We start from the raw sequence: 17,496 nt of genomic DNA, 5'->3' as shown, positions 1-17,496 counted from the left end.
AGAATGGACACAAAAATTCACAGAAATAAAGAATTATCAATTGGGGAAGCTTTAATTCCTGTTGCTGCACTTATAGTAATGCTCGGTTTTAACGTATATGTTTATGGAGACGAAGCTTTGAGTGGCAGTAATCAATTTGTGCTATTATTAGGTGCTGCTGTTGCCGCTATTGTTGGCTTTTTCAATAAAGTTACGTATCAAAAAATGATGGAAGAAGTGGCTGAAAATATAAAGTCTACTGTTGGCGCCATTCTAATATTACTTATGGTTGGTGCTCTCGCCGGTACCTGGTTAATCAGCGGAATTATCCCTTCGATGATCTATTACGGTTTACAAATTCTAAGTCCCGCCATCTTTTTGCCGGCTACACTAATTATATGTTCCATCATTTCTATTGCGACAGGAAGTTCCTGGACAACGAGTGCTACTGTTGGTATTGCATTAATAGGGGTTGGTGGCGCTTTGGGTTTTGATTTAGGTATGGTTGCCGGTGCAGTCATTTCCGGTGCGTATTTTGGAGATAAATTATCTCCGATGTCAGACACGACCAATCTTGCTCCTGCAATGGCCGGAACTGATTTGTTTACCCACATCAGATATATGACCTTAACGACCATTCCAACCTACATTATCACATTAATCTTATTCATTATCTTAGGATTATCGGTTGATATAAAAGGAGATGTTAATATTTCCTCGTTACTAACCGATATTGAAGCTTCTTTTACGATTTCACCTTGGCTGTTTGTGGTACCTGCAATCGTAATTGGCTTAATTATCAAAAAAACAGAACCTTTAGTTGCATTATTAGTTGGAACCTTATTAGCGGGAATCTTCGCTATAGTCTTTCAACCCCATATCATCAATCAAATTGCTGGAGTCGAGTCAATGACTTTCCAATCTGCTTATAAAGGCGTTATGGATGCTATAACGGGTAAAATCGTTATTCCTACTAATAATAAAACTTTGGCAGATCTATTTACTTCGGGAGGGATGCAAAAAATGTTAGGAACGATTTGGTTGATTCTTTGCGCTATGGTTTTTGGAGGAATTATGGATGCAATTGGTGCTTTAGCCAGAATAAGTCATGCACTATTAAAATTAGCTCATACCACTTTCGGACTATTCGCTTCTACTGTTGGAAGCTGTTTAGCCTTAAACATTACAGCTTCTGATCAATATTTAGCTATTGTCGTTCCAGGTAAAATGTTTGCTAAAGCTTATAAAAACAAAGGTCTTGCGCCAGAAAATTTGAGTAGAACACTCGAAGATGCAGGAACGGTCACTTCTGTATTAATTCCTTGGAATACTTGCGGAGCTTATCAATCTGGTACACTAGGTGTATCCACCTTAGACTACTTGCCATATGCCTTCTTTAATATATTGAGTCCGTTTATGACTTTAATCTTTGCGGCATTCAATATCAAAATTAGACAATTGGTAACTGATGTGAAAAATTAATTAAAAAGACTACTAACCGCACATATATTCCTAATGCCATGACTATCTTACAGTTGTAGCATTTTTTTTACGCTAATAGCATAAAACTATAGCTCTATCAAAATATATAATTAAAATTGATTGTTTGAACATGCCCTTATTCCCTACTTTTGCTACAATATTAATTAATAATAAAACATATAATTATGTCATTAGTAGGTAAAAAATTCCCAAGTATTGCAGTTGACGCTATCTCAGAAATGGGTGACAATTTGAAAATCAACATTTTCGAAGAAGCTACAAAAAACAATAAAAAAGTAATTTTATTTTGGTACCCAAAAGATTTTACATTTGTATGCCCAACGGAACTTCACGCTTTTCAAGCAGCTTTACAAGAATTTGAAAAAAGAAATACAATAGTAATTGGTGCTTCTTGCGATACAAATGAAGTACATTTTGCTTGGTTAAACACTCCAAAAAACAATGGTGGAATCGAAGGTGTTACGTATCCAATTCTTGCAGACACTAACAGAAACTTATCTAACATATTAGGTATTCTTGATATTGACTCTACTGAATACAGCGAAGAAACTGACTCAGTAATAATTGAAGGATCAAACGTAACTTTTAGAGCTACTTACTTAATTGATGAAACCGGTAAAATCTTCCACGAAAGTGTAAACGATATGCCTCTTGGTCGTAACGTAAACGAGTATTTACGTATGGTTGATGCTTATACTCATATTCAAGAAAAAGGCGAAGTTTGTCCTGCAAACTGGGAAGCTGGAAAAGAAGCGATGAGCGCTGACAGAAAAAGTACTGCTGAATACTTAAGCTTAAACTAAGAATAAATCTCAAATTTTAAATTCCAAATCCCAACGGAGATTAATCAATTTCCTAAAGTAGGGATTTGGAATTTTTTAAAATGAAATTTCCCTTTAAAAAATCAATACAGTTTTTAACAATTTAAAGTTTCTAACGTAAGATTGGAATTTGGAATTTAAAAATTGGAATTTAAAAAGAAACGATATGTTAATAGATTTAAACGAAGATACATTACAGGATTTAATATCAAAAAACGAGAAAGTAGTCGTTCAATTTTCGGCATCTTGGTGTGGAAATTGTCGAATAATGAAACCAAAATTTAAAAAACTGGCTTCAGAAAACGATGCAATTACTTTTGTTCTTATTGATGCTGAAAACTCTCCTGAATCAAGAAAATTAGCCAACGTAAGCAACCTGCCTACTTTTGCTACTTTTGTAAACGGAGTATTGGTAAACGAAACACAAACTAACAAACAAGAAGTCCTAATCAATTTAGTACAGGAAATAGTATAATTAATTTAGCCTTTTCATTCCTAAATCAAAATTAAAAAATATGAAATTACCTGTAATAAAGCATTTGACTCAGTTTATAGAAGAAAATGATCAAGACTACATCATCGAAACTATCGATGTTCTAGAAGCGATGACTGAGATTCCTTCTTTGAAAGATGAAGAATTAGATGTTATCGGCGAATTAATTTCTAACATGTATGGCGCATTAGAAGTGCATAAAATGGTGAAAAATGGAACTGACAAAAAAGAGGCCTTAAACACTTTTATGAAACGAGTTTTAGGTTCTATCGATAAATAGAAGTCCTTCAAAGGGTTCAATCATACGAAAAACGCACTCAGAAATGGATGCGTTTTTTTCTTTTACGGTCTATTTATCAAAAAGACACTTGATTACAACCGTTTGTGCGATGTTCTAAAATCTTAATTCTTAAAACCTAATTCTTAAATAATTTTCATACTTTTGAACCACAACGAAAAACAAAAAACATGGCATCAATTACATTAGGAGGAAATCCAATACATACTTCAGGAGAATTACCAAAAGTGGGGACGCAACTAGCTGACTTTAAACTAATACAAAATGATCTTTCTGTAGCTTCACTAAGCGATTTCGCAGGAAAAAGATTGGTACTAAATATATTCCCTAGTATCGATACTGGGACTTGCGCCACTTCAGTAAGAAAATTCAACGCGAGTGCAGGGAAATTAGAAAACACTGCAGTATTATGTGTTTCTAGAGATTTACCTTTTGCTCAAAAACGTTTCTGTGGTGCTGAAGGACTTGAAAATGTAATTAACTTATCTGATTTTAATTCAGGAGATTTTGGTAAAAAAAATGGTCTCGAAATCCTTGACGGTCCATTGGCTGGCTTGCACTCAAGAGCGCTTATTGTGGTTGACACAGACGGCACTATTATCCATACAGAACAAGTTCCAGAAATTGCTAACGAACCTAATTACGAGGCTGCTTTAGCTGTCCTATAATATTACTTTAATGGAATTTCAAAAAGACAATACCTTTGTTACAGGAAGACTGAAAAGTGTCGGTTATGCTGTAAAAGGCGCTATAAAGTTAATCACGACAGAACATAGTATAATGGTTCAGTTTTTCTTAGGGATTTTAGTTACCCTTGCTGGATTCTATTTTCACATTACTGCAACGGAATGGCTTTTCCAAACCTTGGCAATCGGCTTTGTGATGAGTATCGAAGGTCTGAATACGGCTGTAGAAAAAATCGCTGATTTTATTCATCCTAATTATCATGAAAGAATTGGTTTCATAAAAGACATTGCCGCTGGAGCTGTATTTTTTGCAGCTTTAACAGCAATAATTATCGGTTTAATCATATACGTGCCTCTAATTTTTTAAGCATTTGAACATACAATCAAGGATGGCGAAAACAACAAAAAAAGAACCTTTAGACAAAAAAAACAACTCAAAAGCTACAGAAAGAACACCGTGGGTATTGACAAAACAACACAAAATCGTGCTAGGAAGTCTTTTTATCCTATTTTCTGTTGCTTTACTAGTTGCTTTTATATCGTTTTACATTCATGGACAAGAAGATCAAAGTGCCGTATCTGAAATGACAGACCGCTCAGAGACAGTTCAAAATTGGTTAGGTAAATTTGGCGCTTTTTTGGCAGATTTAATTGTCTATAAAGGTTTTGGGCTTGCCTCCTTTCTATTTGTTCGATTATTTTTCTTAACCGGAATCTTTTTCATTCTTGGCATTTCACCTAAGAAACTGAAAGGAATCTGGTTCTGGGATTTATTTGCTATTATTATTTTATCAATTTTATTTGGATTTTTTGCTACTTCACTACCGGAATTAGGCGGAACTGTTGGCTATGAGTTGAATTTATTCCTGCAGGATTATATTGGAAAAACTGGAACCCTTTTAACCTTGATTTTTGGCCTAATCCTTTATGTTATATTTAAACTTAAGCTTTCTCCAGAAAGAATTCAATCCTTTTTCGAAAATACAAAAAAAGAAATCAAGTCGGATTTAGGTTCGAATACATCTGTCAATACAGGGAGTTCTTATAACTTGGAAGAATTTGCTATCACGGAAGAAAAAGAATATGAGGAAACAACACAAGCTTCAAAACCTTCACAGTTTGAAATCAACAAAGAAGCTTTAAAACCCACAATCAGTCATTCTTCAGAAATTAATCTCGACCCTGTTGCTAAACCTAAAGCTGTGGAAGAAACTCTGACCGATAAAAACGCTGTTGATGATTCATTCGTCATTGAAACTGCTCCCGAAGAAGATCTTATTGAAGAGAATCTAGCGTCAAGGCTAGTTTCAGATTTTGGTTTATTCGATCCTACTTTGGATTTATCCAACTATAAATACCCAACAATTGATCTTTTAAAAGAGTATTCAACTGGCGGAATTACAATTAACCAGCAAGAATTAGAAGAAAATAAAAACAGAATTGTAGATACGCTGCGCAACTATAAAATAGAAATTGCACAGATTAAAGCAACTGTTGGGCCTTCTGTCACTTTATATGAAATCGTTCCTGAAGCAGGAATTCGTATTTCAAAAATTAAAAATCTGGAAGATGATATTGCCTTATCACTTTCGGCATTAGGAATTCGTATCATTGCACCCATTCCTGGAAAAGGAACAATAGGTATCGAAGTTCCTAACAAAAATCCAACCATGGTTTCCATGAAAAGTGTAATTGGTTCGGCTAAGTTTCAGGAAGCTGAAATGGAGTTGCCTATTGCATTAGGTAAAACAATTTCTAACGAAACCTTCGTAGTCGATTTAGCAAAAATGCCTCACTTATTGATGGCAGGTGCTACAGGACAAGGAAAGTCTGTAGGTTTAAATGCTGTTCTTACTTCGTTACTTTACAAAAAACACCCTGCCGAAGTTAAATTTGTCTTGGTCGATCCTAAAAAAGTAGAGCTGACTCTTTTTAATAAAATTGAAAGACATTATTTAGCCAAGCTTCCGGATAGTGAAGATGCCATTCTTACAGACAATGCTAAAGTGGTCAATACCTTGAACTCTCTTTGCGTGGAAATGGATAATCGTTATTCGTTGTTGAAAGATGCGATGGTACGAAACATTAAAGAATACAATGATAAATTTAAGGCTAGAAAACTAAATCCTGAAAATGGACATCGCTTTTTACCCTACATTATATTAGTAGTGGATGAGTTTGCCGATTTAATAATGACCGCAGGAAAAGAAGTCGAAGTTCCCATTGCCCGTTTGGCTCAATTGGCTAGAGCGATAGGAATACACTTAATTATTGCAACTCAAAGACCATCGGTAAATGTAATTACAGGTTTAATCAAAGCCAACTTTCCTGCTAGAATCGCTTTTAGAGTAACATCAAAAATTGATTCAAGAACTATTTTAGATACTTCTGGAGCTGATCAATTGATTGGACGTGGTGATATGCTTTATACGAATGGCAATGATATTGTACGTATACAATGTGCTTTTATAGACACGCCCGAAGTAGAAAAGATAACCGATTTCATTGGTTCCCAAAAAGCATATGCAACAGCTTATTTACTTCCAGAGTTCGTAGGAGAAGATAGTGGCATCAATCTTGATGTAGATATTTCTGAAAGAGATACTTTGTTTAGAGAAGCTGCCGAAATTATTGTTAACGCACAACAAGGCTCAGCATCATTGTTACAAAGAAAACTAAAACTGGGCTACAACAGAGCCGGCCGACTAATCGATCAATTAGAAGCTGCTGGAATTGTAGGACCATTTGAAGGAAGTAAAGCACGTGGTGTAAACATCCTAGACATGAGTTCTCTTGATCAATTTTTTAACAATGAACAAAATAATTAATACCATGAAAAAATTTATTCTAATTACATTTATTCTCCTTTTTAGCTTTTCAACACAAGCACAAGACAAAAAAGCAAAAGCGCTTTTAGATCAAGTTACTGCGAGAGTGAGAAGTTATGACAACATTGTAATTGATTTTAAATATTCTTTAAATAATTCAAAAGAAAACATCAATCAAGATAGTAAGGGAAATGTAACGATGAAAAACAATCAATACGTTTTGAATTTCATGGGAATCACTAAAATATTCGATGGTAGAAAAACCTACACTATTGTACCGGAAGATGAAGAAATCACTATTTCGAGCTTTAATGAAAAAGACGATAGCGCTATTACACCTTCAAAAATGTTAACTTTTTTCAATAGTGGTTATAAATACTCGATGGATATACTACAAGATGTAAGAGGTCGAAAAATTCAATACATCAAACTAATTCCTACTAATGCAAGAGATCAGAGAAAAGAAATACTATTAGGTATTGATGTACAAACAAAACACATCTATAATTTGATAGAAATGGGTAAAAAAGGAACAAAAACCACATTAACCGTTAATTCTTTTAAAACCAATCAACCTTTGTCAAAAAATCAATTTATCTTTGCAGAAAGTAAATATCCAAATTACTACATCAATAAATTAGATTAATTCTCTAGGTGAAAATTCTTGACAAATACTTATTAAAAACATTCCTGATTACATTTACTACGGTATTTGTAATCTTGTTTTTTATATTCATTCTTCAAACTGTTTGGCTGTTTATCGCTGAACTAGCGGGTAAAGATTTGGATATCACATTAATTGTTAAGTTTTTGATGTTCTCGATGCCTCGAATAATTCCGTTAGTATTGCCCCTTTCCATATTACTGGCTTCGATAATGACCTTTGGAAATCTTGCAGAGAACTATGAGTTTGCAGCTATGAAATCAGCAGGTATATCATTGCAAAGAGCGATGAGAAGTTTGACCGCTTTTATTCTTTTACTAAGTATTGTCGCCTTCTTTTTTGCCAATAATGTAATTCCGTATGCCGAATACAAATTTATCAATTTCAGAAAAAACATTGCACAAGTAAAACCAGCCATGGCGATAGCCGAAGGACAGTTTAGCAATGTGGGCGATTACAATATCAAAGTCAATAAAAAATCTGGAGATAACGGAAATATTCTGACTGGCATTACCATTCATAAGAAATCCAGTATAGGAGACGGAAGCAAAACGGTAATCAAAGCAAAAGACGGAAAATTAGTCAGCAGTGAGAAATCCAGTATCTTACAATTAGTCCTCAATGAAGGGAATTACTATGAAGATATCGTTCCTAAAAAATATGAAGACAGGTCAAAATTACCTTTCGCAAAAAGTGCATTTAAAAAATACACGCTTAATATTGATTTATCACAATTAAACAAAGTAGATGTTGATGATAATAATATCGCTAACACTAACACAATGCTAACTGTAAATGAGTTAAATTACACTTTGGATTCTCTCCATAAAAATTTGAAAACCGAAATCGTATCTTATTCGGAAAACATTAATTTGAGAACTGGAATCACAAATACGATTGTTGTTCCATCTACAACAATAGAAAAAAAGAAAGCACTTCCAGCAGACATTTTATCAGTCTATACAAATAAACAAAAATTAGCCGTTTTAAAAATGGCGAACAGCAACACCGTAAGCACCGGGTACTCTATTGATGCCACTAAAGTTAATTTAGAAAACAAGCAGAAAAACATAAACAATCATCAACTAGCATTTTTCGATAAATTCGTAATCGCTTATGCGTGCTTTATGATGTTTTTTATTGGAGCTCCACTGGGCGCCATCATTAGAAAAGGCGGCCTTGGATTACCTATAATATTTGCTGTTTTAATTTTCATTTCTTATCACTTTATAAATACATTCGGGAAAAAAATTGCGCAAGAAAACGGCCTATCTCCTTTTATGGGATCTTGGATGTCATCCTTTATATTGTCTCCATTAGCTATATTACTGACCTATCGAGCCACAAATGATATAGGACTAATAAACATGGACGTTATTCTAAGTCCGTTCCAAAAACTATTTCAAAAATTATTTCCATCTAAAAAATAAATACCGATCATGGTTACAAATAAAATACCCCTTAACACAATCGAGGAAGCAATCGAAGACATTCGACAAGGAAAAATAATCATAGTAGTTGATGATGAAGATCGCGAAAACGAAGGCGATTTTTTGGCTGCAGCCGAAAAAGTAACTCCAGAAATGATCAACTTCATGGCTACACATGGTCGCGGATTGATTTGCGCCCCATTAACTGAAAGCAGATGTAAAGAACTAGGGTTACACGTAATGGTTTCTAACAATACCGATCCTATGGAAACTGCTTTTACGGTTTCTGTAGATTTAAGAGGTGGCGGTGTAACAACTGGAATATCGGCTGCTGACAGAGCTAGAACAATTTTGTCGCTAGTAGATTCAGCTACAAAACCACATGATTTAGGGAGACCTGGACATATTTTCCCATTAATTGCAAAGCAAGGTGGCGTTTTACGAAGAACAGGCCATACTGAGGCAGCAATTGATTTCGCGCGATTGGCAGGTTTCAAATCGGCAGGTGTGATCGTAGAAATAATGAATGAAGATGGATCTATGGCGCGTTTACCACAATTAGTGAAAGTGGCTAAAAAATTCAATTTAAAGCTCGTTTCTATCGAAGCTCTAGTAGCCTACAGAATGCAACACGATAGCCTAATTGTTAAAAAAGATGATTTTGATATCCAAACCCGTTTTGGAACTTTTCGTCTAAGAGCTTACCAGCAGACTACAAATAAACAAATACATATTGCTTTAACCAAGGGTACTTGGAATTTCGGAGAGCCTGTTTTGACAAGAATACACTCCTCTCAAGTGAACAATGATTTATTAGGTACCTTGACTAACAATGCAGACCAACAACTGGATGATATGTTTAAAGTAATTAATGAGCAAGGAAAAGGTGCTGTGATATTTATAAACCAAGATATGCAATCTGTAAATCTACTGAACCGTATCGCAGAATTGAAAACTTTACAGGCAGAAGGTGAGATCAAAGCACCAAAAATTAAAATTGACAGCAAAGATTTTGGTATTGGTGCACAAATTTTGCACGACATCGATATTTCCAAAATTCGCTTGGTATCTAATACCGAACAAGAAAAACGTGTTGGAATGATTGGATACGGTCTAGAAATAACAGAATACGTACCTTATTAAAGACGTTATTGTTTTTATAAAAAATATTTCCAGAGCTAAAACAAAGGAAATGAAACAATTAAAAAATAGTTTAAAAAACTGCTTAAATTTTTATCCAAATTGTTTTTGTAAACCGAAAAAGGTGCTTATATTTGCACTCGCAATCAAGTAATGGTTGTCGCTCACTGGAGAAATGGCAGAGCGGTCGAATGCGGCAGTCTTGAAAACTGTTGACTGTAACAGGTCCGGGGGTTCGAATCCCTCTTTCTCCGCCAGTAGAAATACAAATTGAATTAAAACCCTTTAAATCGTATGATTTAAAGGGTTTTTTCTTTTATACTCCCTCCAAAATATTCATTAATGCGTGTACTGAAGGGGATAAAATCGGTTACCCTAAAACTCATGACTTTTGGGTAACCGATTTTTATCTCGGGCTAGTATACACAAGGCTTTTGAACATATTCATTAACATGTTCATTAAGTTGTTCAGAATATGAACATCTTGTGTTGTAGTCATTTTAGATTTAAATTTAATATAAACTAAAAGGTTACCGCGATGAAAACAAAAGTATCAATTCTCTTTTATGCAAAGAGAGCAAAAGCCAGCGTAAACGGTTCAGTTCCGATCTACACAAGAATCACCATTAATGGCAAAAGAATTGAATTAAGCACAAACCGATTTGTCGACATTTCCAAGTGGTCTACAGCAGCAGGCAAAATGAAAGGCAATTCAGAAGAAGCCCGTTCAATAAATAGCCATCTTGATATGTTTAAAATCAAAATTATTGATGGGCAAATGGAATTAATACACAAAAACATTCCGGTTACTGCAGAAACTATCAAAAACAAAATCCTTGGTTTTGAAGAACGCAAACGAATGTTGGTTCCCATCTTCCAAGACCATAACAACAAAATCAAAGAATTGGTAGGTAAAGAATATGCACCAGGAACATTGGAGCGCTACAAGACCTCGTTAAAACATACGATCGATTTTCTGGAATGGAAATACAAAATATCCGATATCGAGATTGATAAAATAAATCATGCTTTTATTACCGACTATGAGTTCTACTTGCGCAGCGTTAGGAATTGCGCCAATAACACCGCGGTCAAGTACATTAAGAACTTCAGTAAAATCATAAAGATTTGTTTGGCCAACAATTGGATTGACAGAAACCCTTTCAGCAACTACAAAGCCAAAATCAGAGAAGTGGAACGGGTGTATTTATCAGAGGAAGAGATTGAGAATATCATCAACAAAGATTTCAAAACAGATAGACTCTCATTAGTACGCGATATCTTCCTATTTAGCTGCTTTACCGGCCTAGCATACATTGATGTCAAAAACTTAACAAAGTCCCACATAAGCCTTGGTATTGACGGGGAGAAATGGATTTTCACCCACCGCCAGAAAACAGAAACCGCTTCGAAGATTCCCATACTTCCAATTACCCAAATGATTATTGATAAATACGAGGATCATCCGGAATGCTGCAATCAAAACAAACTGCTCCCCATTTTGAGCAACCAGAAAATGAATGCGTATTTAAAGGAAATTGCCGGCGTTTGTGAAATCGAAAAAGAACTTACTTTTCATATTGCGCGCCATACATTTGCAACCACAGTAACACTCACTAACGGGGTTCCTATAGAAAGCGTGAGCAAAATGCTTGGACACAAAAACTTAAGAACCACTCAACATTATGCAAAGGTGTTAAACAAAAAAGTTAGTGAGGACATGATGATTTTGAGAAACAAAATGTTAAGCAGTAACAATGATAAAATTATCAAAAAGGCTAATTAGAATTTTCACTAATTGAACTTAGCCTATAATGAGTTTAGAATAGTGACTAGGTCTAAAAAATCGACATTGGATGTAAAATATTAAAAACAAATAACATAGTGTTGGATTCGCGAATCCAACACTATAAATTTTCCTAAAGCACAAAAAAGAGGCTAAAAAGCCTCTTGAATCTTACAAAATCCAATCACGATAGTAATTGTAGTGTCATCACTTCCGTACAAACAAGTCTTCATTGTTGGTTTATTAAACATCAATTAAACCTTAGCAGTTCCACTATGACGTTTATTTATTGCTTTAATAATTGAAAATATCGATTAAGCAAATATTTTATTCTGAAGAAATTTTCATTGAATTGTCACATATGATTAAAGGGTAGCTTTTTGAATACATCAGTAATAACCATTTTTTCTGTTATGTTCATCAACTTTCGGTTCGCAGCTAAAAGAAGTGGCGAACTTCGTGACCGTATATTTTCCACTAAGATAATTTTTCTTACGAAAGACAAACGTGAATTTAGCACATTTCTCGCCTTTTCTTGATACCACTGTTAGCCGTTCGGTTTTTTATTTATATTTTTATTTCATTTATAATTTTTTCATAATATTCATTCAACCGTTTTGTCCTCCACAAATATGTTGGATGATATGTTCTAAATACATTTTCGCCAAAACCTATATTTAATTTTGATAACTGTCTTTTTGAAAATTCAGTTCCTATATTTGCAGAATTGAATTTGCCAAAATTATCTTCAATTACATAATCATAATTTGGACCTGACATAAATAAAATTACGTTTGGTTTTAGTATGTTAAGTTCGTCTTTTATAACATCGAAATGTTTTCTTTCTGTTTTATAAATGTATTGTGGCGGCATATTTTTATTTCTACCTGAACAACCAATTTTGATGACGTTATTCCATAATATTCCAATCGTTTTGTTTGGATATTTTTTTTGTAATAATTCTAAAAATCTTTTTACGCCATTCCAAAATTGTCCACCGTAAGTTTTTAATGCGTAACCATCATTAAAAAATCTTTTGTAAACAGGTAAAAGGCTATCAATTTTACCATTGAAATCTTTTTCCCAATCGTTTGTTTCTTGACCAAAAATGATAAGTTTGATGTCCGCATTTTCGTAATTATTGTTCTCAAGTGAAATTAATAATGGATTTGTCGGTTTAGTTTTTAATTCAGGATTTTCTAATATTTCGTTTAAGTTAATACTTAAATTTTCCCATTTTTCAGAATAGAGTTTTTTTAATTTATCATTCATATTTTTTAGTTTATTTTTTCAAAATCTAAATAAGTAGATGAATGAAGATGTTCAATATCTAAACTGTATTTATTTAAAAAAGCTTCTTTGACTTTTTTTATTGAATCTGAAGAAGAAGTTGCTCCTTGTAAAACAACTTCAACGCTCATTCCTTTTTCAAAATGAACACTTCCCCAAGTTCCTGTCTTTTTTGCTGTAATATTATATAATGCCATAATATATATTTTTAAAATTAATTTTATTAAGTCCCTTATTTCTTTGCGGTGCGGTAAACTGACGGCTAACATTTTACCACTTTGAAATGGCTGGGAATTCATAACCTTTAAGTTTTCGGATACACGAAAACTTAATGCGAAACGATAATCCCACTAAAACCCCAATCTTGCTAAACGGCGGTTGGCGGTTCGGTTTTTTATTTATAATTTATAAATTTTATCTATAATATTTTGCACATATTTTGGTATGTGATTGAAATGTTTAGTTTAGAAGATTTCATTAATATTCTATCTTATGTTTCCTCCCCATATTTCATTTCCACCAATATGTTTATTAAAGTCGTGAACGTCTTTGCGTATTAGTTGCATTACACCTGGTTTTTCACTATGGTGCCAGGTATAACCAAATATTCGGCCTTGAGTATTACTACTTGAATTAGAAATATCTTTTAATTGTATAGCTAAAATTTCATCTTCTGTGTATAAAGTAAAAGGTTTTCCTTTTGGAGTACGTATGAATGTTATTTTATAGGTTCTTTTACGAAGTTCTTTTAACCATTTAGCTTGTTCGACTAAATTGTTGCTTTTAGTTGCTTCTAGCATTTTAGTTTGAACTTCTAATATTGAAATTTTATTTTTTTCAAGGTATAACAAATCTTCTTTTAACATTTCTCTATTTGTATTCTTAAGAAGTTCTATTAATTTTGGATTTTTGAGAAGTTGCTCGTTATATAAATTTGTTGCTTTTCCAAATTGAATTTTATCTGGTTGTAGATAAAAATCTTTTGGTAATTTAGTTTCAGTAATTGAATGTTTTGTAAAGTCTGCAATGTTTACAATTTTTGTTTTTCCGTTTTTAACATAAGAATGTTTGAAATATTTCACTTTCAAAATGCTTTCTGTTGTTTCTTCTGCAGTAGCAATAATTATAGGTTCTGTCTTGCTGATTACATTTTTTTGAGCTAATTTACTAGTTTCTGAAATTGCTAAGCTACTTGCTTTAGTAGCAGTTTCAGCAGTCAAAACAGTAGTAACAATAGGAGTAACTCTACTGATAATTGGTGTCATTTCAGGTACGGCCATACCCAAAAATTGTCCTGCTAAAAGATAAACACCAAGCCAAAGAGCTTTTTGCTCATTTTCTCTTTCAATTTGTCTTTGTTTATCTCCTATAGCTCCAGTAATTAAGCCCATTAGTCCGCTTACAGCGTAAGAATACCAAGGTAATTTTAAGAGTTCAAAACTTAACGCAAAACCAGAGTAATCGAAAAAACCATTATGCGATTTTGAAATTATACACAGAGACATTGCATTAGTAAGATAATTGTCAAAAACCATAATAATAACCATTGTTAGCATACCGCCAAACCAACCAGTTTCTAACGCAATTTCAGCCGCAATAGAGTATAAAATAAAAGGAATTAAAATAATTGTAGTTAAAAAAGCAACCTTGTAATACCAAGGGTTAATTTCAACCCAAACATCTTTTGTTAAATAGCCAATAAGAGCGGAAAATACAATAAAAATAAAAGTGCGCATAGTAAGATTGATTTTTTTTAATTATGTTTTTTTGTTCATTTATAGTGTGTTGCATTCTCCCATCCAGCGCTAAACTGACCGCCAACTAGTCAATAACATCAATAAGTAATACTTTTCTTTTTAAGTTTTACCATAACTCATGCTATTTATCCTAGCTCGTAAATAGACGATTTCCAACCTATACCCACAATACCCACTTTTAGTGATATTGATATCTTTCTATCGAGTAAAAGTAAACCAACGCAATTTAGATTCTTTACGGTTTCCCACATTGTCAAAAAAAATCGGATAAATAAAGACACCATTTTGCGCCTCATCATCCACAAAGCGATCAAAAAATGAATGCGTGTTTAAAAGAAATGACAGTCCATTGTGAAATTGAAAAATAACTCCCCTTCCACATTTCCCGGCACACTTTTGCCAATACAATTAGACTCACAAATGGAGCTCCAATAGAGAGCGTAAGTAAAATACTAATACGCAAAAACGTACGCACTACCCAGCATTACGCAAAAGTTTCAGACAAAAAAATAGGCGAAGACATGAAATTGCTACGAGATAAACTTAATCTGATCGCAGCTAAACAAAAACAGCAACAAACAATAATTTAAGAATTGAAATTATGAAACTAAAAAAGATATTCGGATTTATGCATATTCTTTAGCATTAATTAAACTATTGAACTAATTTGGCGCTTTTTCTTACTAAAAGCTAATAATAATACACCAAATCCAAATTATTTTATGATAAAATTCAGTCGCAAACTACTCTGTGAACTTGAGGACGAACTGCAAACCATATCATTTGATTATGACAATCCAATTGTCATGTGTGACAAGTCGATAGAGTCCATTGTTAAACAGTTGAGAATTCTTAAAAATCAGGTTCTGGATCAACAATTTAAAAGTACTGAGGATGAAATTATGTTTTTCAAAAACATAAAACCAAAATTTACATCAAAAATGATTTATTTCAAAAAAATCAGAAAACTGGAAGCATCAAAACCTTTAGGTGGAAAAAAAACGCAAAGAGAGTATTACGACAATGAATTGTTTAAATTGAATTGTTATTTTATTGATAACACTGAGTTTTACAACTATTACCGTCTGGGAAGTAACTTCCTCGATAACAAATTATTTATTAGATATAATGCCGAAATTGATTTTAATCTTGAAACATTTCATTATGAATTAGACGACCGTTTTTCCACCACGCATGACTTTAAGGTTGCGATGATTATGGCTAATGAACTTTTTATGAGACATCTAGACAATAAGCTCAGAAACTTAAACGAGAATATACCAGTAATGATATTACCCACGCTAGAAGTAAAAACTATAAAATGGACTGAGAGTAAAACAGCGCTTATCGAATTGATTTATGCCTTGCATACCCAAAAAGTATTCAATAATGGGAAAGCAGATATTGCAGAAATCGCAAAAACCTTTGAAAAATTATTCGATATCGAACTAGGTGACATTTACAGAGCCAGTAATGAAATTAAAAATCGTAAAATAAACAAAACTAAATTCTTAGATGTTTTACGCGAAAACCTCAACAAACGCTTCGCTGAGCAAGAATATAAATAATAGCCTTTACTATCTTTTGATTAAAAAAAACACCCAAGGTACACCCAACTTGGGTGTTTTTTTATTTCAACTTCACTTCTTTTGCATCATAACGTATTAAAATACAACAGTATGACAACAGAGAACCCTACCCTATTTAGCCATCAGCTTATTACTAAAGGTGATTTAGTAGAATTCAAAAACAACCTTATAGCGGAAATTAAAGAAATCATCAATCACAATCCGGAACCCAAAAAATGGCTCAAATCTTCCGAAGTTAAAAAACTACTCAAGATCTCCCCTGGCACACTACAAAACCTACGCGTCAACGGAACATTAAACTACACCAAAATTGGAAGTATTATTTATTACAATTATACCGATATCCAAAAATTGCTCGAAATCAATTAATTGTACTAAGCGTAGTAGTAGGACATGAATTTCTCCAAATCAATTAACCATTGAAATTTCAAAAAAAACAAATACAAGATCCAAGTTATGAACTACATCAAACATCTTACAGGTTTCTTTAATCGAATAGCGCTTGAAAACACACTTAATCCAACGCACATCAGTTTATACATTACTATTTTTCAATGTTGGAATGTGAACCGGTTCAAGAATCCAATAACCATTACTCGAGACGAAATGATGAAAGGAAGTAAAATTGCTTCTAATGCCACCTATCATAAATGCATCAAAGACTTACAACGATTGGGTTATTTGGATTACAACCCCTCTTTCAATCCGTATTCCGGTACTTCTATTACAGTCCACAATTTCTCAGAGGGATACAAAGCAAAATCCGATGATAATGCCCTGACCTGTTCAAAAAATGAATCAACCCGTTCAAAAAATGACCGTACTAGTTCAAAAAATGAACAGCCTATTGGTCAGGCAACTGAACAGCTTAATGGTCAGCTCTATATAGAGAATAAAAAAACATATAAAAATAATATAAACAATAGAGAGAGAACACCCGAGTTTAAAATTTTAGATGATAATTTAATTTTAGAAAATCAGGAAAAAAACCAAAAGAAAAAAAGTTGCGCCAAAAAAGAAAAGGTTAAAACTATCACTTCGAACGAAGTGCAGAACCCAACATTGGAATTGACAAAAAAGTATTTCAAGTTTCAAGAATATTCCGAGTTTGAAGCAGAGCGATTTTTTAATTATTACTCCAGCAACGGATGGCTGATAGTTTAGCCCCTTAATAGTTCGGAGTGTTATTTTAAATTTCAAAATTATATATTTGAGATATGAAATACAAGAAA

17 protein-coding genes and 1 tRNA gene are annotated in these 17,496 nt (G+C 33.3%); 15 read left to right on the top strand and 3 right to left on the bottom strand.

The genetic code is table 11. The annotated features are described in order from the left end of the window. Positions 1-3: 3 nt before the first annotated feature. The 12 genes from nhaC to AC4PRO_RS16170 all read left to right on the top strand — a co-directional run bounded on the left by nhaC (position 4) and on the right by AC4PRO_RS16170 (position 11,628). Positions 4-1,461 carry a Na+/H+ antiporter NhaC gene (nhaC, locus tag AC4PRO_RS16225; RefSeq protein WP_074722495.1) on the top strand — a complete coding sequence of 486 codons (1,458 nt, stop codon included), beginning with the start codon at positions 4-6 and terminating at the stop codon, positions 1,459-1,461. Between the two features lie 185 nt (positions 1,462-1,646). Beyond that, complete coding sequence (locus tag AC4PRO_RS16220) at positions 1,647-2,285, top strand: peroxiredoxin (protein ID WP_074722497.1); 639 nt, start codon at positions 1,647-1,649, stop codon at positions 2,283-2,285. A 184-nt stretch (positions 2,286-2,469) separates the two neighbouring features. Continuing rightward, positions 2,470-2,778 carry a thioredoxin family protein gene (locus AC4PRO_RS16215; protein ID WP_074722705.1) on the top strand — a complete coding sequence of 103 codons (309 nt, stop codon included), beginning with the start codon at positions 2,470-2,472 and terminating at the stop codon, positions 2,776-2,778. A gap of 40 nt (positions 2,779-2,818) precedes the next feature. Then, entirely contained in the window at positions 2,819-3,076 is a 258-nt protein-coding gene (locus tag AC4PRO_RS16210) for a DUF6952 family protein (RefSeq protein WP_074722499.1), read from the top strand. A gap of 188 nt (positions 3,077-3,264) precedes the next feature. Further along, complete coding sequence (gene tpx / locus AC4PRO_RS16205) at positions 3,265-3,762, top strand: thiol peroxidase (RefSeq protein ID WP_074722501.1); 498 nt, start codon at positions 3,265-3,267, stop codon at positions 3,760-3,762. A gap of 10 nt (positions 3,763-3,772) precedes the next feature. Continuing rightward, complete coding sequence (locus AC4PRO_RS16200; RefSeq protein WP_074722503.1) at positions 3,773-4,147, top strand: diacylglycerol kinase family protein; 375 nt, start codon at positions 3,773-3,775, stop codon at positions 4,145-4,147. Positions 4,148-4,169: 22 nt separating this feature from the next. Further along, positions 4,170-6,608, top strand: coding sequence for a DNA translocase FtsK (locus AC4PRO_RS16195; RefSeq protein WP_492118117.1), 2,439 nt, complete (start codon positions 4,170-4,172; stop codon positions 6,606-6,608). Positions 6,609-6,612: 4 nt separating this feature from the next. After that, a complete protein-coding gene (gene lolA1, locus AC4PRO_RS16190) occupies positions 6,613-7,254 on the top strand; it encodes an outer membrane lipoprotein periplasmic chaperone LolA1 (protein WP_139174206.1) in 642 nt (213 codons plus the stop codon). 8 nt (positions 7,255-7,262) lie between these two features. Then, positions 7,263-8,702 carry an LptF/LptG family permease gene (locus AC4PRO_RS16185; protein ID WP_074722509.1) on the top strand — a complete coding sequence of 480 codons (1,440 nt, stop codon included), beginning with the start codon at positions 7,263-7,265 and terminating at the stop codon, positions 8,700-8,702. A gap of 9 nt (positions 8,703-8,711) precedes the next feature. Beyond that, positions 8,712-9,845 carry a 3,4-dihydroxy-2-butanone-4-phosphate synthase gene (gene ribB / locus AC4PRO_RS16180; protein ID WP_074722511.1) on the top strand — a complete coding sequence of 378 codons (1,134 nt, stop codon included), beginning with the start codon at positions 8,712-8,714 and terminating at the stop codon, positions 9,843-9,845. 166 nt (positions 9,846-10,011) lie between these two features. Beyond that, positions 10,012-10,099: transfer RNA gene (locus tag AC4PRO_RS16175), tRNA-Ser, on the top strand. 281 nt (positions 10,100-10,380) lie between these two features. After that, the gene (locus tag AC4PRO_RS16170) at positions 10,381-11,628 is read left to right on the top strand and encodes a site-specific integrase (protein ID WP_492118116.1); all 1,248 of its coding nucleotides are present in this window, start codon (positions 10,381-10,383) and stop codon (positions 11,626-11,628) included. Positions 11,629-12,195: 567 nt separating this feature from the next. On the opposite strand, the gene AC4PRO_RS16165 is transcribed toward AC4PRO_RS16170, so the two are convergent. From AC4PRO_RS16165 to AC4PRO_RS16155, 3 genes are all read right to left on the bottom strand, one after another. Next, positions 12,196-12,900, bottom strand: a complete 705-nt coding sequence (locus AC4PRO_RS16165; RefSeq protein ID WP_492118115.1) for a hypothetical protein — start codon at positions 12,898-12,900, stop codon at positions 12,196-12,198. A 5-nt stretch (positions 12,901-12,905) separates the two neighbouring features. After that, positions 12,906-13,115: a DUF6140 family protein gene (locus AC4PRO_RS16160; RefSeq protein WP_074722591.1), complete on the bottom strand. Its 210-nt coding sequence runs from the start codon at positions 13,113-13,115 to the stop codon at positions 12,906-12,908. A gap of 288 nt (positions 13,116-13,403) precedes the next feature. Beyond that, positions 13,404-14,654 (bottom strand): HNH endonuclease, encoded by a 1,251-nt coding sequence (locus tag AC4PRO_RS16155; RefSeq protein WP_492118114.1) that lies wholly within the window; start codon positions 14,652-14,654, stop codon positions 13,404-13,406. A gap of 743 nt (positions 14,655-15,397) precedes the next feature. Here AC4PRO_RS16155 and AC4PRO_RS16150 point away from each other — a divergent pair. The 3 genes from AC4PRO_RS16150 (at position 15,398) to AC4PRO_RS16140 (ending at position 17,428) form a co-directional block, all read left to right on the top strand. Then, on the top strand, positions 15,398-16,243 hold the full coding sequence (locus AC4PRO_RS16150; protein WP_492118113.1) for an RteC domain-containing protein: 846 nt from the start codon (positions 15,398-15,400) through the stop codon (positions 16,241-16,243). A gap of 111 nt (positions 16,244-16,354) precedes the next feature. Beyond that, on the top strand, positions 16,355-16,633 hold the full coding sequence (locus AC4PRO_RS16145) for a helix-turn-helix domain-containing protein (protein ID WP_492118112.1): 279 nt from the start codon (positions 16,355-16,357) through the stop codon (positions 16,631-16,633). A gap of 87 nt (positions 16,634-16,720) precedes the next feature. Beyond that, on the top strand, positions 16,721-17,428 hold the full coding sequence (locus AC4PRO_RS16140; RefSeq protein WP_492118111.1) for a transcriptional regulator: 708 nt from the start codon (positions 16,721-16,723) through the stop codon (positions 17,426-17,428). Positions 17,429-17,496 lie beyond the last annotated feature (68 nt).

The sequence above is a fragment of the Flavobacterium sp. DW-iso2 genome, from assembly GCF_058725285.1.
This window is presented reverse-complemented; position numbering and strand designations above follow the sequence as displayed.

What these genes read in the sequence shown, in the direction of transcription:
- AC4PRO_RS16165 (WP_492118115.1), bottom strand. Translation starts at nt 12,900, where the DNA reads ATGAATGATAAATTAAAAAAACTCTATTCTGAAAAATGGGAAAATTTA.
- ribB (WP_074722511.1), top strand. Translation starts at nt 8,712, where the DNA reads ATGGTTACAAATAAAATACCCCTTAACACAATCGAGGAAGCAATCGAA.
- tpx (WP_074722501.1), top strand. Translation starts at nt 3,265, where the DNA reads ATGGCATCAATTACATTAGGAGGAAATCCAATACATACTTCAGGAGAA.
- AC4PRO_RS16220 (WP_074722497.1), top strand. Translation starts at nt 1,647, where the DNA reads ATGTCATTAGTAGGTAAAAAATTCCCAAGTATTGCAGTTGACGCTATC.
- AC4PRO_RS16195 (WP_492118117.1), top strand. Translation starts at nt 4,170, where the DNA reads ATGGCGAAAACAACAAAAAAAGAACCTTTAGACAAAAAAAACAACTCA.
- AC4PRO_RS16210 (WP_074722499.1), top strand. Translation starts at nt 2,819, where the DNA reads ATGAAATTACCTGTAATAAAGCATTTGACTCAGTTTATAGAAGAAAAT.
- AC4PRO_RS16150 (WP_492118113.1), top strand. Translation starts at nt 15,398, where the DNA reads ATGATAAAATTCAGTCGCAAACTACTCTGTGAACTTGAGGACGAACTG.
- AC4PRO_RS16140 (WP_492118111.1), top strand. Translation starts at nt 16,721, where the DNA reads ATGAACTACATCAAACATCTTACAGGTTTCTTTAATCGAATAGCGCTT.
- AC4PRO_RS16200 (WP_074722503.1), top strand. Translation starts at nt 3,773, where the DNA reads ATGGAATTTCAAAAAGACAATACCTTTGTTACAGGAAGACTGAAAAGT.
- AC4PRO_RS16145 (WP_492118112.1), top strand. Translation starts at nt 16,355, where the DNA reads ATGACAACAGAGAACCCTACCCTATTTAGCCATCAGCTTATTACTAAA.
- AC4PRO_RS16170 (WP_492118116.1), top strand. Translation starts at nt 10,381, where the DNA reads ATGAAAACAAAAGTATCAATTCTCTTTTATGCAAAGAGAGCAAAAGCC.
- lolA1 (WP_139174206.1), top strand. Translation starts at nt 6,613, where the DNA reads ATGAAAAAATTTATTCTAATTACATTTATTCTCCTTTTTAGCTTTTCA.
- nhaC (WP_074722495.1), top strand. Translation starts at nt 4, where the DNA reads ATGGACACAAAAATTCACAGAAATAAAGAATTATCAATTGGGGAAGCT.
- AC4PRO_RS16160 (WP_074722591.1), bottom strand. Translation starts at nt 13,115, where the DNA reads ATGGCATTATATAATATTACAGCAAAAAAGACAGGAACTTGGGGAAGT.
- AC4PRO_RS16215 (WP_074722705.1), top strand. Translation starts at nt 2,470, where the DNA reads ATGTTAATAGATTTAAACGAAGATACATTACAGGATTTAATATCAAAA.
- AC4PRO_RS16155 (WP_492118114.1), bottom strand. Translation starts at nt 14,654, where the DNA reads ATGCGCACTTTTATTTTTATTGTATTTTCCGCTCTTATTGGCTATTTA.